Annotated in this window: 13 protein-coding genes; 7 read left to right on the forward strand and 6 right to left on the reverse strand. The window is 68.2% G+C overall.

Annotation, left to right across the window (positions count from 1 at the left end):
* Nucleotides 1-163 precede the first annotated feature (163 nt).
* The 3 genes from ACZ5R1_RS17375 to ACZ5R1_RS17385 form a co-directional block, all read right to left on the reverse strand.
* Entirely contained in the window at nt 164-2,137 is a 1,974-nt protein-coding gene (locus tag ACZ5R1_RS17375; protein WP_027602507.1) for a BCCT family transporter, read from the reverse strand.
* A 120-nt stretch (nt 2,138-2,257) separates the two neighbouring features.
* A complete protein-coding gene (locus ACZ5R1_RS17380; protein ID WP_278896141.1) occupies nt 2,258-3,115 on the reverse strand; it encodes an AraC family transcriptional regulator in 858 nt (285 codons plus the stop codon).
* A gap of 17 nt (nt 3,116-3,132) precedes the next feature.
* The gene (locus ACZ5R1_RS17385; RefSeq protein WP_316857047.1) at nt 3,133-3,732 is read right to left on the reverse strand and encodes a LysE family translocator; all 600 of its coding nucleotides are present in this window, start codon (nt 3,730-3,732) and stop codon (nt 3,133-3,135) included.
* Between the two features lie 144 nt (nt 3,733-3,876).
* Here ACZ5R1_RS17385 and ACZ5R1_RS17390 point away from each other — a divergent pair, with 144 nt between their 5' ends.
* The 6 genes from ACZ5R1_RS17390 (at nt 3,877) to ACZ5R1_RS17415 (ending at nt 11,452) form a co-directional block, all read left to right on the forward strand.
* A complete protein-coding gene (locus tag ACZ5R1_RS17390; protein ID WP_042136235.1) occupies nt 3,877-4,911 on the forward strand; it encodes a LacI family DNA-binding transcriptional regulator in 1,035 nt (344 codons plus the stop codon).
* 87 nt (nt 4,912-4,998) lie between these two features.
* Nucleotides 4,999-6,357, forward strand: coding sequence for an MFS transporter (locus tag ACZ5R1_RS17395; protein WP_181084191.1), 1,359 nt, complete (start codon nt 4,999-5,001; stop codon nt 6,355-6,357).
* 24 nt (nt 6,358-6,381) lie between these two features.
* On the forward strand, nt 6,382-7,533 hold the full coding sequence (locus tag ACZ5R1_RS17400; RefSeq protein WP_464712612.1) for an L-talarate/galactarate dehydratase: 1,152 nt from the start codon (nt 6,382-6,384) through the stop codon (nt 7,531-7,533).
* 72 nt (nt 7,534-7,605) lie between these two features.
* Nucleotides 7,606-9,051, forward strand: a complete 1,446-nt coding sequence (locus ACZ5R1_RS17405) for a sensor histidine kinase (RefSeq protein ID WP_464712613.1) — start codon at nt 7,606-7,608, stop codon at nt 9,049-9,051.
* A complete protein-coding gene (locus tag ACZ5R1_RS17410; RefSeq protein ID WP_464712614.1) occupies nt 9,036-10,373 on the forward strand; it encodes a sigma-54-dependent transcriptional regulator in 1,338 nt (445 codons plus the stop codon). The genes ACZ5R1_RS17405 and ACZ5R1_RS17410 overlap by 16 nt, the downstream gene beginning before the upstream one ends.
* Nucleotides 10,374-10,669: 296 nt before the next feature.
* On the forward strand, nt 10,670-11,452 hold the full coding sequence (locus tag ACZ5R1_RS17415) for a hypothetical protein (protein WP_027597167.1): 783 nt from the start codon (nt 10,670-10,672) through the stop codon (nt 11,450-11,452).
* Here the strand turns inward: ACZ5R1_RS17415 and ACZ5R1_RS17420 are convergent, their stop codons facing one another.
* On the reverse strand, nt 11,453-12,673 hold the full coding sequence (locus tag ACZ5R1_RS17420) for a pyridoxal phosphate-dependent aminotransferase (RefSeq protein ID WP_288407126.1): 1,221 nt from the start codon (nt 12,671-12,673) through the stop codon (nt 11,453-11,455).
* 160 nt (nt 12,674-12,833) lie between these two features.
* Here ACZ5R1_RS17420 and zapE point away from each other — a divergent pair, with 160 nt between their 5' ends.
* Nucleotides 12,834-13,934: a cell division protein ZapE gene (gene zapE, locus ACZ5R1_RS17425; protein ID WP_464712615.1), complete on the forward strand. Its 1,101-nt coding sequence runs from the start codon at nt 12,834-12,836 to the stop codon at nt 13,932-13,934.
* Here the strand turns inward: zapE and ACZ5R1_RS17430 are convergent.
* On the reverse strand, nt 13,931-14,872 hold the full coding sequence (locus tag ACZ5R1_RS17430) for a glycosyltransferase family 2 protein (RefSeq protein ID WP_219860455.1): 942 nt from the start codon (nt 14,870-14,872) through the stop codon (nt 13,931-13,933). The two genes, zapE and ACZ5R1_RS17430, sit on opposite strands and share 4 nt — an antisense overlap.
* On the reverse strand, nt 14,869-15,165 hold the full coding sequence (locus ACZ5R1_RS17435; protein ID WP_158541718.1) for a GtrA family protein: 297 nt from the start codon (nt 15,163-15,165) through the stop codon (nt 14,869-14,871). The genes ACZ5R1_RS17430 and ACZ5R1_RS17435 overlap by 4 nt, the downstream gene beginning before the upstream one ends.
* Nucleotides 15,166-15,419: the final 254 nt, after the last annotated feature.

Raw genomic sequence — 15,419 nt, forward strand, 5'->3', positions numbered from 1 at the left:
CTGCGCCCGGCTTTTTCGTTTCAGAACCTGTTCACGATCTCGCGAGCTAGAGACAAACAAGGCAAAAACGCCTGAGGAAGCGGAGTTTACAAGTGGTAAATGAGCATTCCGAAGGCGTTTTTAACGCAGTTTGGCCGACGCGCAGCAGATCGTGGATAGGTTCTCAGCCCACCAGATGCAGAAAATGCATATGGCGCTCGTACTGGTCGAGGATGTCGCCGATGACGTCCTCGCGGGACCAGCCCATGACGTCATGGTCCTGGCCCCCCTCGCGCAGATAGACCTGGGCGCGGAAGTACTTGCGCTCCTCCCCCGGCTCGCTGCCCATGACGAAACTGGGCATGGCGTAGGCGTGGGGTCTGACCTGGTAGACGAACTCGGGCTGCTCGGCCGGACCGACATACAGCCGCACCCCGCCATCCTCGCGGTCTTCCACGCCACAGACATAGCCCTGCTTGCGCCATTCCTCGGCCACCGCCAGGCAAGCCGGCTTGGCCACCTCGCCGATGAAGCGCACCACGTGGCTGCGCCGCGGAAACATCGCCAGGCCGCGCAGGCGGCGCTGCCAGCCGCCCGGCGTACGGCTGGTGGGCGGGGTGAGACTCAGCGACTGATGGCGCAGGCCGCGCTTGGTGGCGTCCAGCTTCAGGGCCTTGAGCAGGCCATGCATGCTGAACAGCAGGGCGAGGGTGAACGGCAGGGCACTGGCGATGGTGGCGGTCTGCAGGGCCTTGAGACCATCGGCCAGCAGCAGCGCGATGGCCACCAGCCCCATGCTGGCGCCCCAGAAGACGCGCTGCCAGACCGGCGTCTGGTCCTGACCGCCGGAGGCCAGCATGTCCACCACCATGGCGCCGGAATCGGCGGAGGTGACAAAGAACACCACCACCATGACGATGGCGATCAGCGAGATCACGCTGGCGAAGGGGAAGTGCTCGAGAAAGGCGAACAGCGCCAGGGAGCTGTCCTGGGATACCGCGGCGGCCAGATCGGTGATGCCCTCGGTGAGGATCATGTGGATCGCCGTGTTGCCGAACACCGTCATCCACAGCAGGGTGAAACCGGCCGGCACCAGCAGCACGCCGGAGACGAATTCGCGGATGGTCCGCCCGCGCGAGATGCGCGCGATGAACAGCCCGACGAAGGGCGACCAGGCCAGCCACCAGCCCCAGTAGAACAGCGTCCAGCCGCCGATCCAGTCGGTGGGTCGATAGGCGTTGAGGTTGAGGGTGCGGCTGACGATCTCGCTGAGATAGCCCCCGGTGTTCTCGACGAAGGTCTGCAGGATCAGCACCGTGGGGCCGAGGATGACCACGGTCAGCATCAGCAGCACCGCCAGGCCCAGATTGAGCTCCGACAGCCGCCGGACGCCCTTGTCCAGCCCCGAGACCACCGAGAGGGTGGCCAGCGCCGTGGTGACGACGATCAGGCCGATCTGCACCGGGGTGGACACCGGCACGCCGAACAGCACGTTGAGCCCGGTGTTGATCTGCGAGACGCCGAAGCCCAGGGAGGTGGCGACGCCCAGCACCGTACCGATGATGGCGAAGATGTCCACGGCATGGCCGATGGGGCCATGGATGCGCTCGCCGATCAGCGGATAGAGCGCCGATCTCAGGGTCAGCGGCAGGCCGTGGCGATAGCTGAAGTAGGCCAGGATCAGGGCGACGATGGCATAGATCGACCAGGCGTGCAGGCCCCAGTGGAAGAAGGTGATGCGCATGGCCTGGCGCGCGGCGTCCACCGTCTGGCCATCGGCATAGGGCGGGTTGAGAAAGTGCATCACCGGCTCGGCGACGCCAAAGAACATAAGACCGATGCCCATGCCGGCGGAAAACAGCATGGCGAACCAGGTGGTGTTGGCGTAGTCCGGCTCACTATGGTCCGGGCCGAGCTTGATGTCGCCATAGCGACTCATGCCGAGAAACACCACGGTGCCGAGGATGATGGCCACGGCGAGGATGTAGAACCAGCTGAGGTTGGTGATGATCCAGCCCTGGATGGCGGCGAACAGCCACTGGGCATTGGCCTGGAACAGGCTGGCATAGAGCACCAGCACGAGTAGCAGCAGGGTCGAGGTCCAGAAGACCGGAGGACTGAAGGTGGGACGAGCGGCGGATTCTCCCTGGCCGGTCATAAAAGGGCTCCTGTTCATGAAGTGCGCACAGGTTGACTGCCCTCGGCCGTGATCGTTTCGCTGGCGACGCTGCGGGAAGGGCGCATGCCGCTGTGTGCTACCGCACCAATCGCTGGGGCGCTAAGGGTCGGATACGCCAGCCAGCACAGTGGCGCCGGGTGCTCCCGCCAGCCCCCGAAACCAGCGCGCCGGCGCCACGCCGAAGGCCTGGCGGAAATGTTTCGTCATATGACTCTGGTCATAGAAGCCGGCGGCAACGGCCGCCTCGGCCAGCCCCCGACCGAGGCGCACCTGCAGCCGTACCTGGTCGAGACGGCGCAAGGTCAGGTAGCGATGGGGACTGGTGCCGAAGTAGGCACGGAAATCCCGGGTCAGACTCCAGCGATCCCGACCGGCGCAACGGGCCAGGTCGTCGAGGGTGACCGCCTGGTCCAGATGATCCTCCAGGTATTCCCGCGCACGCAGCGCGGCGGCGAAGTCCACCCGTCCGCGACTGGGCCAGGCCTGGCAGACCTCGGCCAGGGTCGCGACCAGGCCATAGAGGGCGTCGTCGCGAGCCAGGACATCGGATTGCGCGTCGAGGGCGGCGAACACCGCCTCGGTGGCCTGTGCCAGGCGCGGGTCAAGGGAAACGCCCTCCCGGTGGAAGGGCAAGGGCCGTCCACCCAGGATGTCCTGCACCAGGGTCGGCGGCAGATAGACCATGCGATAGCGAAAGCCATCGGCGGCGCCGGCACGCCCGTCATGGACCTCGTCCGGATGCAGGATCATGGTCTCGCCGGGCAGGCTGTTGGTCCGGGCGCCGCGATAGGAAAAGCTCTGCACACCGGCCAGGGTACGGCCGATGGCATAGGTGGCATGGCGATGGGGGTCGAAGGCATGGCCACTGAAGAAGGCCTCGATGGACTCCAGCTCGGCATGGGCCGGGGCGTGCCTCACCCAATCCGTGGCACCGGGCAATTCGATCTGGCTGCTCATGGCGACTCCTCCGGCGCTCAGCCTAGCAGACCGCGCCAGGCGTCGTGGAACAACAGCAGGGCGCAGCCAACCAGACTCAGGCCCAGCAGCCGATTCACCGCGCGAAAGCCGCGTCCCCGCACCAGGTAGCGCCCGAGCAGCGCCCCGAGCAAGGCGTAGCTCGCCGGGGCGCCGCAGGCCGACAGCGCCAGGGGCAGCGACCAGAGGGCGATCTTGCCCCCGGTCACCTGGGCCGCCGGAAACATCACCGTGGCGATGGGCAGCACCGCCAGCCACGCCTTGGGATTGAGGCCCTGGATCAGCAGGCCGCTGGCAAAGGTCAGCCGCGTGGCGGCGCCTTCCCCCTCGGCCGTCGGCGGCGCGGCCCGGGCGATGCGATAGCCGAGGTACAGGCAATAGCCACCGCCGAGGAGCGCCAGCCATGGCAGCAGCACCCCCGAGACCACGACCGCCCCGGCATAGCCCAGCGCCAGAAAGAGCACCAGCATGGCGCAGCCCACCCCGGCATAGAAGCCCAGCGCCCGGCGGGCCTGGCCGCGCAGACCGGCATTGAGGCCCAGGGCGTTTACCGGGCCAGGGCTGTAGATGACGCTGAAGGCATAGAGGACGATTTCCAAGGGGCACCTGCCAGGCTTCGAGAAGGAGACCTAGGCTAGCCAGCGCGCCCAGGGTCTGGCTTGTACGTCTGTGGCTGGTCTGCCTTGAGAGTCATCGTATGACTCGGCAGAATCAGGCTTTCCTCTCCTGTCGCGGAGTCGCTCTTGTCCGGTGATCGCAACACCTCGCCCTGGCCTGGCCGCCCCGATGGCAAGCCGCCGACCCTCAAGGACGTGGCGCGCCTGGCTGGGGTCTCGCCGATCACGGTCTCGCGCACCCTCAACCAGCCGGAGATCGTCCGCCCGGCATTGCGTGAGAAAGTCTTTCGCGCGGTGCGCGAGAGCGGCTACCAGCCGGCCATGCTCACCACTGGCAGCGCGCCCCAGGAGAGTCGGCTGATCGCCATCCTGGTGCCCACCATCGTCAATTCCATCTTCGCCGACACCGTGCAGGCGCTCATGCAGACCCTGACCGAGGCCGGCCACCAGACCCTGCTGGGCCTGACCGACTATTCCACCGAACGCGAGGAGCAGCTGCTTGATGCCCTGTTGCGCCGCCGCCCCGATGCCATGGTGCTGACCGGCACCCTGCACACGGCCGCCAGCCGACTACGCCTGTCCCAGGCCGGCATTCCGCTGGTGGAGTGCTGGGACCAGGGCGAGCGGCCGCTCGACATGCTGGTGGGCTTTTCCCATGTCGCGGTAGGCCAGGCCGTCGCCCGGGCGCTGTTGGCGCGCGGCTATCGCCACTTCGCCAGCCTGACCCTGGACGATCCCCGCGGACGGCTGCGCCGCGATGCCTTACGCGACGAACTGGCCATCCAGGGCCTGGCCGCGCCAGCCGATGTCAGCCTGCCACCGCCGGCCACCCCGGCACTGGGTCGCCAGGGCCTGGCCCGCCTGCTCGACGTTGGCGCCTGCCCCGAGGTGGTGGTCTGCAGCTCCGATACCCTCGCCCACGGGGCGTTGGCCGAAGCCCATGCGCGCGGCCTGCGGGTCCCGGAGGAGCTGGCCGTGATGGGCTTCGGCAACCTGGCCAGCGCCGCCCATCTGATCCCGGCGCTGAGCACCGTGGACGTGCGCGGCGCCGAGATGGGCACCCAGGCCGCGGAGGCCCTGCTCGCCCGGCTGGCAGGCGCGGAGACACGGCTGCGACGGGATACCGGCTTCGAACTGGTCATGCGCGAGAGCACGCGCTGACGCTTGAATGATTGCATAATCAGCTTAGCGTCCTCCTGCAGGTGCCGGCCTCGCCGCCGGCTTTGCCCGCTGAAAAGGACAATAACAATGCGCAACCCCACCGCTCCGTCGCGGCGGACCCACGTCCGCTATCTGGTCCTGGCGATGATTTTCCTGGTCACGGTATTCAACTACGTCGACCGCGCCACCCTCTCCATCGCCGCACCGGCCATGCGTCACGACCTCGGCTTCGACGCCGTGGCCATGGGTCTTGCCTTCTCGGCCTTTGGCTGGGCCTATACCGCCATGCAGATTCCCGGCGGCATCGTGCTCGATCGCTTCGGCTCGCGCCTGGTGCTGGGCGCCAGCCTGATTCTCTGGTCGGCGCTGACCTTCCTGCAGGGCTACGTCGAATTCTTCTCCTCGGCACTACTGGCGCTGTTCGTGCTGCGCTTTCTGATGGGGGTGGCGGAGTCGCCGGCCTTTCCGGCCAACAATCGCCTCACGGTGATGTGGTTCCCGCGCCAGGAGCGCGGCCTGGCCACCGCCATCTTCCAGTCGGCGCAGTATTTCGCCCTGGCGGTGTTCACGCCGCTGATGGTGATCCTGCTCAACCAGTTCGGCTGGGAGCACGTATTCTTCTGGACGGGCGGCGCCGGCATCCTCATCGGCCTGCTGTGGTTCGCCACCGTGCAGGAGCCCCGGCACGACAAAAGGGTCAGCCAGAGCGAGCTGGACCACATCGAGGCCGGCGGCGGTCTGCCCGACCTGGGCGACACCCGGGCGCCCTTCAGCTGGCGCACCTTCAAGGCCATCAGCGGCAATCGCATGATGCTGGGCATCTACCTGGGGCAGTTCTGCCTGACCACCATCACCTGGTTCTTCCTCACCTGGTTTCCCACCTACCTGGTCGAGGCCAAGGGCCTGACAATGCTCAAGGTCGGCCTGATCGCCGCCATCCCGCCGGTGGCCGGCTGCCTGGGCGGCGTTCTCGGCGGACTCTGGTCGGACGGCATGCTGCGCCGCGGCTACAGCCTCACCGCCGCGCGCAAGACGCCGATCATCGTCGGCCTGCTGCTCTCCAGCAGCATCGTGGTGGCCAACTACACCCAGTCCATCGCCCTGGTCACCCTGGTGATGTCCATCGCCTTCTTCGCCAAGGGCGTGGGCAACCTCGGCTGGTGCATCGTCGGCGACGTCTCGCCCAAGCGCGCCATGGGCGTTAGCGGGGCCATCTTCAACTTCTGCGGCAACATCGCCAGCATCGTCACCCCGCTGGCCATCGGCCTGATGATCAACCAGCTCGGCTCCTTCGACGTGGCCCTCACCTACGTCGCCGCCATGGGCCTGCTCGGCGCCTTCTCCTACCTGGTCATCGTCGGCCCGCTCAAGCGCCTGGACCTGGGCGAGCTCAACGACGAGCCATCCGCCACCACAGACACCGCCCTGCCTGCCACCCGCCCCTGATCCCTCACCCCGGAGACTTTCCTCATGACCGACACCTCCTACAGCGCCGACCGGGACCGCATCGCCTGGGTCCGTCTGGCTTCCGTGTTCCTGCCGCTGGCCACCCCCATCAGCGACGCCAAGGTGCTCACCGGCCGGCAGAAGCCGATGACCGAGATCGCCATCCTCTTCGTCGAGATCGAGACCCGCGACGGCCAGCGTGGCCTGGGCTTCAGCTATTCCAAGCGCGCCGGTGGCCCGGGCCAGTTCGCCCACGCCCGGGAAATCGCCCCGGTGCTGCTCGACGAGAATCCCAGCGACATCCAGAAACTCTGGACCAAGCTCTGCTGGGCCGGCGCCTCGGTGGGTCGCAGCGGCCTCGCCACCCAGGCCATCGGCGCCTTCGACGTGGCCCTCTGGGACCTCAAGGCCCGTCGCGCCAACCTTTCCCTGGCGCGCCTGCTGGGCGCCCAGCGCGACTCGGTGCGTTGCTACAACACCTCCGGCGGCTTCCTGCACACGCCACTGGAGCAGTTGCTGGTGAACACCGATCTTTCCCGGGAAAAAGGCATCGGCGGCATCAAGCTCAAGGTCGGCCAGCCCGACTGCGCCCTGGACCTTGAGCGCGTCGCCCGCGTGCGCCGCCACCTGGGCGACAGCTTCCCGCTGATGGTCGACGCCAACCAGCAATGGGACCGACCCACCGCCCAGCGGATGTGCCGGCGCTTCGAGGAATTCAACCTGATCTGGATCGAGGAACCGCTGGACTGCTACGACGCCGAGGGCCACGCCGCCCTGGCTGCGGCCTTCGATACCCCCATCGCCACCGGCGAGATGCTCACCAGCATTGCCGAACACCAGGAATTCATTCGTCTGCGCGGTGCCGACTTCCTGATGCCCGACGCGCCAAGGGTGGGCGGTATCACGCCCTTCCTCAAGGTGGCTGCGCTGGCCGAGCAGGCCGGCGTGATGCTGGCGCCGCACTTCGCCATGGAATTGCATGTACACCTGGCCGCCACCTACCCCACCGAGCCCTGGGTGGAACACTTCGAATGGCTGGAGCCGCTGTTCAACGAACGCCTGGAAACCCGTGACGGGCGGATGCTGGTGCCGACCCGGCCGGGCCTGGGGCTGTCGCTTAGCGACAGGGTCGCCGGCTGGACGGCGCAGGAAGCCGAATTCGGCCGGCGCGGCTGACACCCGCTCTGCGCCGCGAACTCCACACGGGTGTGGCACTCTATCCAGGCCAAGGCCTGGAAGAGAAAGCCCATGTTCGGATCGCTGCGCAGTCGCCTGATTGCCCTGCTGCTGATGCTCGGCGGCATGGCCGTCGGGGTCGGCTGGCTGATGATCCTGCTCTTGCGCCAGTCGGAAAGCGCCCAGCTCGGCCAGGCCACGGTTGAAGCCGAGCAGGCCTGCCAGGCCATCGCCAGCAGCTATCGCTTCTACAGCAATGGCTGGTCCGGCCCTACCGCGGGCCTCGCCGACCCGGCGCTGCAGCGCAGTCTCGGCGGCGTGGCCAGTGTCGCCCTGCTGCGTTATCGCGGCATGGCCGGCGGCCTCTGGCAGGAACAGGCGGGACTGCTGGCCGATGCCAGTCCCTTCCCCCTGACCGCTGCCGAACGCCAGCACCTGGCCGATCTCTCCGCCGCGACCCTGGCCGAGGCACGCAGCCTGAGCGACAGCTTCAGCGCGGACGGCGCCACGGTGCTGGTGGCCGCCTGCCCGCTGTCCGGGCCCATTGCCGATCTCACCGCCTGGACCCTGACCCGCCTGACCTTCGCCGAGGGCAGCGGGCAGCGCCAGCTGAAACTGGGCCTGGGCCTGCTGCTGCTGGCCATGCTCGCCGCCACTCTGCTGCTCGGCCGACTCACCTGGCAGTGGTCGCGCCATGTCGCGCGGGTCGAGCGCGATCTGGGCGCCAATGCCAGCCATGACCTACCCACCCTCGCCCTGACTGGCGAGCGCGAGCTGGACCGGGTGCTGGCGGCGCTCAACCAGGCCGGGCAGCGCCTGACCCAGGCCCGGGACGAGGCCCAGCGGCTGACCACCCAGGTCCACGCCAGTGAACGGCTGGCCGCCCTCGGTCGGGTGGCCGCCGGGGTCGCCCACGAGATCCGCAACCCCCTGGCCGCCATGCGCCTCAAGGCCGAGAACGCCCTGGCCGGCGACAGCGGCCGGCAGCAGAAGGCGCTGGACGCCATCCTCACCCAGGTCACCCGGCTGGACCGCCTGTTGCGCCGCCTGCTCGACCTCACCCAGCCGCTGCACCTGCAACCCACTGTCATCGCGCTGCCGGCCTTTTGCCGCGAGGTGCTGGCCGGTCACGAAGACCAGGCCGTCCAGCGCGGCATCCGCCTGACCGCCCGGGTGGCCGTCGATGAGGGCTGGTTCGATCGCGACGCCCTGGCCCGCGCCCTGGACAACCTGCTGCTCAACGCCCTCCAGGCCGCCCCGGCAGACAGCGAGATCCGTCTCGATGCCAGCCGGCGCGGCGACTGGCTGGTGCTGGCGGTGGAAGACGAAGGCCAGGGGCCACCCGCCGAGTTGCGCGCCCAGCTCTTCGAGCCCTTCGTCACCGGTCGCCCGGAGGGCACCGGCCTGGGCCTGGCCCTGGTCCGCGAGACCGCCCGCGCCCACGGCGGCGAGGCGCGACTGATCGATCCCTCCCTTCCCACGCGCTTCGAGATCCTCCTACCATGCCAACCCTGCTGATCATCGATGACGACGCCGGTCTGCGCGACGCCCTGGCGGAAACCGCCGCTGACCAGGGCTACCGGGTGCTGCAGGCCGACGGGGGCGAAACGGGCTTGCAGCTCCTGACGCAGGAGACGGTGGACGCCGTGCTGCTCGACCTGCGCATGCCCGGGCTGGATGGCCTGGAGGTGCTGGCGCGCATCCGCGCCCTCCCCGAGCCGCCGGCGGTCACGGTGCTGACCGCCTTCGCCAGCGCCGGCAACACCATCGAGGCCATGCGCCTGGGCGCCTTCGACCACCTCACCAAGCCCATCGGCCGTGACGAGCTGATCCGGGTACTGGCCGGCATGACCGCCCAGCGCGGTCCGGCCAGTGCGCCACCGGCCACGGTCGAGGGCCATACCCTGGTTGGCGGCAGCGACGCCCTGCGCCAGGTGCAGAAGACCATCGGCCGCCTGGTGGACAGCGAGGCCACGGTGCTGGTCACCGGCGAGACCGGCACCGGCAAGGAACTGGTGGCCCGGGCCATTCACGAGCATGGCAAGAGACGCGGGGCGCCCTTCGTGGCGGTCAATTGCGCGGCCATCCCGCCGGATCTGCTGGAAAGCGAACTCTTCGGCCATGTGCGCGGCGCCTTCAGCGGGGCCACCGCCAATCGCCTCGGTGCCTTTCGCGAAGCCCAGGGCGGCACCCTCTTTCTCGACGAGATCGGCGACATGCCGCTGCCCATGCAGGCCAAGATCCTGCGCGCCCTGCAGGAACGCGAGGTGACGCCGGTGGGTGGCGCGCCGGTGCGCCTGGACGTGCGTCTGGTAGCGGCCACCCACCGCGACCTGGCCCAGCGGGTCGCCAGCGGCGACTTCCGCGAAGACCTCTTCTATCGCCTGCACGTGGTACCCATCCACCTGCCGGCGCTGCGCGAGCGGCGGGCCGACATCCTGCCGCTGGCCGAACACTTCCTCGCCCCCAGCGGCCGCGTCCTGGCGGACGATGCCGCCGCCCTGCTCTTGCGCCACCCCTGGCCGGGCAACGTGCGCGAATTGCGCAACGCCATCCAGCGCGCCGCGACCCTGGCCCAGGGCGAACGCATCGTCGCCGCCGACCTGGCCTTCCTGCAGGGCGAGACCCCGGATGAGGTGGCCATCGACGCCAGCTGGCCGGAGGAGACCCTGGCCGAAGCCACCGCGCGCCTGGAACGCCTGCTGATCGAGCGCGCCCTGCAGCGCAGCGGCGGCAATCGCGCCGAAGCGGCCCGCCGCCTGGGCATCCATCGCCAGCTGCTCTACACCAAGCTGAGTCGGCTGGGCCTGGGTGTCGGCGCAGACGACAGTCCCGCTTAGAGCCTATTCAAAGTCTCGCGAGCTAGAGACAAACAAGGCGAAAATGACTGAGGAAGCGGAGTTTACGAGTGGTAAATGAGCATTCCGAAGCCATTTTCAACGCCGTTTGGCCGACGCGCAGCAGACTTTGGACAGGCTCTTAGGCTGTCCGCTTTGCCGACAGGTATGTCCGCCAGCCGGACGCAATGCCTGGCTCGAACGGTCTCCATAAATCGCAAGGTATTGATTTATATAGAAAATAAAAGTTGGCACAGGCCCTGCAATATCCTGATCGTCAACCACCGCAGGAGTCATCCATGCCTACCAAGACCCAAACCCTCGTGATCGGGACCTTCGCCCTGCTGTCCGTCAGCGGCCTCGTCCTGGCACAAACCGCACCCGCCGGCAGCACCGCCTCCACCACCGCGGCCAGCGCCCAGATCCCTACCCAGCAGGGCCAGCTCAAGCAGTTCCTGCTCAATCCCCGCGGCGATATCGACGGCCTGATCCTGGCCGACGGCACCGAGGTCAACACCCCGCCGCACCTGTCCGAGCAACTGGCCGCCACCTTCAAGCCGGGTGACAGCATCAACGTCGCCGGTCTGCGCGCCGCCAGCCTGCCGCTGGTCCAGGCGGTGTCCCTGACCAACGTCCAGACCGGCAAGACGGTCACCGACGAAGGCCCCGATCGCGTGGCCGGTCGCCGTCCGCCGGCACCCCCGGCACCGGGCACCGAGCGCGATGGCGACAGCCTCCAGGGCCAGATCGTCCAGTTGCTGCACGGTCCCCGTGGCGACGTGAACGGCGCCCTGCTGCAGGACGGTACCGCCCTGCGCCTGCCGCCCCATGAAGCCCTGCGCCTGCAAGCGCTGCTCAAGCCCGGTCAGACCGTAGCCGTCCGCGGCGAGCTGGTGGCCAATGCCCAGGGCCGTGCCTTCCGGGTCAGCGCCCTCGGCGCCGATGCCAACTCGCTGCAGACCCTGGATACCCCGCCGGCACCCCGCGGTCCCGGTCGTCTGCCGCCGCCCCCGCCCCCCGGCGTCCAGCCGGTCGCCCCGGGCGCTCAACCGCCGGCGCCCCCGGCACCGCCGGCCGGCTGATCAGGCCAGCAGCCGCCGGGTCGCTTCGGCGATCCGGCGGCAGGCTTCCTGCAGCACCTCGTGCGAGGTGGCGTAGGAAACCCGGAAGTAAGGCGCCAGGCCAAAGGCCGAGCCTGGCACCACCGCCACCCCGCCCTCGTCCATGAGGTAGCGGGCAAAGGCCGTATCGCTGTCGATCAGCTCCCCGCCCGGCGTCCGCCGACCCAAGACCCCCGCGCAACTGGCGTAGACATAGAAGGCCCCCTCGGGCCGCCGCGCCGACAGGCCCGGCACCGCGTTCAGCGCGTCCACCACCAGATCCCGCCGCTGGCGAAACAGCTCGCAGCGCTCGCGCACGATGTCCTGCGGCCCATCCAGGGCGGCGATGGCCGCGGCCTGGCTGACCGAGCAGGGGCAGGAGGTCACCTGGCTCTGCACACTGGCCATGGCCTGGATCAGCGCCTTGGGTCCGCCGGCATAGCCCAGGCGCCAACCGGTCATGGCATAGGCCTTGGAGACGCCGTTGATGGTCAGGGTCCGCTCGCGCAGCCGTGGCTCCAGCGCGGCCGGAGTGACGAAGCGAAAGCCGTCGTAGAGGATGTGCTCATACATGTCGTCGACCATCAGCCAGACCTGCGGATGGCGCAGCAGCACCTCCAGCAGCGGGCGATAGTGTTCCTCGCCATAAGCCGCCCCCGAGGGGTTGGAGGGCGAGTTGAGCATCACCCAGCGGGTGCGCGAGGTGATGGCCGCCTCCAGGGCTTCGGCGGTCAGGCGGAAGCCATCCTCCTCACGGCACGGCAGCACCACCGGCGTGCCGCCGAGGATGGTGACGATGTCGGCATAGGTCACCCAGAAGGGCGCGGGGATGATCACCTCGTCGCCCGGGTCCAGGGTCGCCATCATGGCGTTGAAGATCACCTGCTTGGCCCCGGCCGAGGCGGTCACCTCGTCCTGGGCGAACACCAGATCGTTCTCCCGGGCGAACTTGCGGCGAATGGCCTCCTTGAGCGCCGGGCTGCCGTCGAGCACCGTGTACTTGGTCTGGCCGGCGCGGATGGCCTGGATCGCCGCCTCCTTGATGTGCTCCGGGGTATCGAAGTCCGGCTCGCCCGCACCCAGCACCAGCAGATCGGCGCCCTGGCGGCGCAGGGCATTGGCGCGCTCGGTGATCTTGAGGATCTCGGAGACGCCCACGGAGGCGAGGCAGTGGGCGAGGTGCAGGGTCGAATCGGCGGCCATGACAGGGCTCCAGGCAGGACGAAAAGAGGTGCCGGAAGCGTCCGGCAGGGATCGTCTCGCACTATCGAACCGCGGCCGCTTGCCTTCAAACGCTATAAAGGACTCACGTCATTCCGCCGGGGCATGGTCTGGCGTCAACACGGAGGCTAGAGTGGCGACCATGACCACCGCACCCTCCCCCCTCGCCGCCTACCACCACGCCCTGGCCCAAGGCGATCGCCTGCCCGATGCCGCCCAGGAGGCCGCCGCCCTGTGCCTGGAGGCCTGCCACGCGGCGCTGCTGGCGGACCAACCGGCGCGCGGTCTCTATCTCTGGGGGCCGGTCGGCCGTGGCAAGACCTGGCTGCTGGATCTGTTCCACGCCAGCTTGCCGGTGCCCGCCCGCCGCCAGCACTTCCACCACTTCATGCGCTGGGTGCACCAGCGTCAGTTCCAGCTCGCCGGCACCCGCGATCCCCTGCAGGTGCTGGCCCGGGAGCTGGCCGCCGAGGTGCGGGTGCTGTGCTTCGACGAACTCTTCGTCAGCGACATCGGCGATGCCATCCTGGTGGGCGGCCTGCTGCGCGCCCTGCTGGACCAAGGTCTGGTGCTGGTGGTCACCTCCAACCAGCCGCCGGAGCAGCTCTATGCCGGCGGCTTCAATCGCGAGCGCCTGCTGCCCGCCATCGCCGCTCTGCAGGCACACCTGGACGTGCTGGAGGTGGACGGCGGTCAGGATCACCGCCTGCACCAAGGCCAAGCCGAACCGCGCTTCTGGGTGGACGATCCCACCGCCCTCGCCACGACCTTTGCCCGCCTCACCGCGGGAGAAGCCGTGACGACCGCGCCCCTGATCCTCGGCGAGCGCCCGCTGCCCGTGGTGCAGCGGGCCTCCAGCGCGATCTGGCTGGATTTCGCCGTGCTCTGCCAGGGCACCTGGGCCACCACCGACTACATGGATCTCTGCACCCGTTTCCCCGCCCTGTTGCTGAGCGGCGTGCCCTGCCTGTCCGGCGATCCCCGTGCGGGCCGGATCGCCCGCGGCACCGAAGACGGCGCGACGCGGGTCCTGGCCGGCGACCGCGAACTGCCCCGCCTGGCGCCCCAGGACGACGCCGTGCGCCGCTTCATCGCCCTGGTCGACGAAGCCTACGACCGCCGCCGCCCGCTCTACCTGGAGGCCGCCGTGCCCCTGGATCAGCTGTACACCCGCGGCTTTCTGGAATTCCCCTTCCGCCGCACCCTGAGTCGCTTGAAGGAGATGCAGCAGGCGCGGTACTAGGCATCGCGCTTTGCCCCGCGCTTGAGCACATAACGCGGTCGCCGCTTGGTCTCGATATAGATGCGACCGATGTACTCACCCAGTACACCGATGCCGATCAGTTGGACACCACCAAAGAACAGGATGGCGGTCATCAACGAGGGATAGCCGGGTACCCGGTTGCCAAAGGCCAGTTTCTCGAAGATCAGATAGCCGGCGTAGGCCAGGGACACCAGGGCGACGAAACCTCCCAGGTAGGTCCAGAGTCGCAGCGGCACGGTGCTGAAGGAGGTGAAGCCCTCCAGCGCCAGGTTCCACAGTTTCCAGCCGTTGAACTTGCTCGAGCCGGCACTGCGCGGCGCGCGCTCATATTCCACCACCCGGGTGTCGAAACCCACCCAGGAGAGAATGCCCTTCATGAACAGGTTGCGCTCGGGCAGTTCGCGGATGGCGTCTACCACCTCGCGACTCATCAGCCGAAAATCGCCGACGTTCTCTTCGATGGGCGTCTGCGCGATGCGATTGTGCAGGCGATAGAAGCCCTCGGCGGTCAGCCGCTTGAGCGGGCTGTCGCTGCTGCGATTGACGCGCTTGGCCAGCACCACGTCGGCGCCCTGCTGCCACTGTTCGAGCAACCGCGGGATGACGTCCAGAGGGTCCTGCAGATCTACGTCCAGCGGTATCACCACGTCACCCCTGGCGTGCTCGATGCCGGCGAACAGCGCCGCCTCCTTGCCGAAATTGCGCGACAGCTGCAGCAGCACCACGCGCGGATCTTCTCGTTGCAGGCGCTCCAGCACTCGGGCGCTGCCGTCGCGGCTGCCATCGTCAACGAACAACAGCTCCAGGTCGTGCCGCGACAGCTCGGGATGGATGCAGACTGCCTGGTAAAAAAGCGCGATAGCCAGCTCTTCATTGAAGACCGGCACCACCAGGGAAAGCTTAACGGCATCGCTCATCGGAACACCCACAGGGACGACAGCAGATAGCTGAATACCGGCACCAGGGCGGTGGCGGCAAGGAGCGCATAGAGGACCGGCACACCGCAGGCAAGCAAGCCGGTCAGCAGCAAATTGTTGAGGCCAAAGCCGGCCAGCGCCACCAGCAGGAAGCGCCAGGGCGAGCCGGCACGGGCGAAGGTCAGATAGCGATGACCCAGATAGGAAACGCCGAAAGCGACCAGAAAGGCGCCCAGGTTGGCGATATAGGCTGGCCAATTCCATCCCCCCAACAGCAGGGCAGCGACGGCCATGTGTACTCCAGTGGCCGCAGCACCGACGAGGGCGAATCGCAGGGGCCGCGCCGCCGACTTGGCCAGGGATCCGGATGTAGACACGCTTGACCTCGATGCAGCGGCGATTGACCGGCGAACGTTACCTCGGAGGTATCGAAACATCCTGTTGCATCCGTTGCAATTCCGTTGCCGGGCGACGAACGGTCTGCGGTAGTCCATACGGGCTGCGGCGACGAGGCACGCCGCGGAGCGGCGGAGCCCCGTGGTAAGGT

It is taken from the genome of Pseudomonas sp. Pso3 (assembly GCF_055393275.1).

What these genes read in the sequence shown, in the direction of transcription:
- ACZ5R1_RS17435 (WP_158541718.1), bottom strand. Translation starts at nt 15,165, where the DNA reads ATGGCCGTCGCTGCCCTGCTGTTGGGGGGATGGAATTGGCCAGCCTAT.
- ACZ5R1_RS17375 (WP_027602507.1), bottom strand. Translation starts at nt 2,137, where the DNA reads ATGACCGGCCAGGGAGAATCCGCCGCTCGTCCCACCTTCAGTCCTCCG.
- ACZ5R1_RS17395 (WP_181084191.1), top strand. Translation starts at nt 4,999, where the DNA reads ATGCGCAACCCCACCGCTCCGTCGCGGCGGACCCACGTCCGCTATCTG.
- ACZ5R1_RS17405 (WP_464712613.1), top strand. Translation starts at nt 7,606, where the DNA reads ATGTTCGGATCGCTGCGCAGTCGCCTGATTGCCCTGCTGCTGATGCTC.
- ACZ5R1_RS17380 (WP_278896141.1), bottom strand. Translation starts at nt 3,115, where the DNA reads ATGAGCAGCCAGATCGAATTGCCCGGTGCCACGGATTGGGTGAGGCAC.
- ACZ5R1_RS17400 (WP_464712612.1), top strand. Translation starts at nt 6,382, where the DNA reads ATGACCGACACCTCCTACAGCGCCGACCGGGACCGCATCGCCTGGGTC.
- zapE (WP_464712615.1), top strand. Translation starts at nt 12,834, where the DNA reads ATGACCACCGCACCCTCCCCCCTCGCCGCCTACCACCACGCCCTGGCC.
- ACZ5R1_RS17410 (WP_464712614.1), top strand. Translation starts at nt 9,036, where the DNA reads ATGCCAACCCTGCTGATCATCGATGACGACGCCGGTCTGCGCGACGCC.
- ACZ5R1_RS17415 (WP_027597167.1), top strand. Translation starts at nt 10,670, where the DNA reads ATGCCTACCAAGACCCAAACCCTCGTGATCGGGACCTTCGCCCTGCTG.
- ACZ5R1_RS17430 (WP_219860455.1), bottom strand. Translation starts at nt 14,872, where the DNA reads ATGAGCGATGCCGTTAAGCTTTCCCTGGTGGTGCCGGTCTTCAATGAA.
- ACZ5R1_RS17420 (WP_288407126.1), bottom strand. Translation starts at nt 12,673, where the DNA reads ATGGCCGCCGATTCGACCCTGCACCTCGCCCACTGCCTCGCCTCCGTG.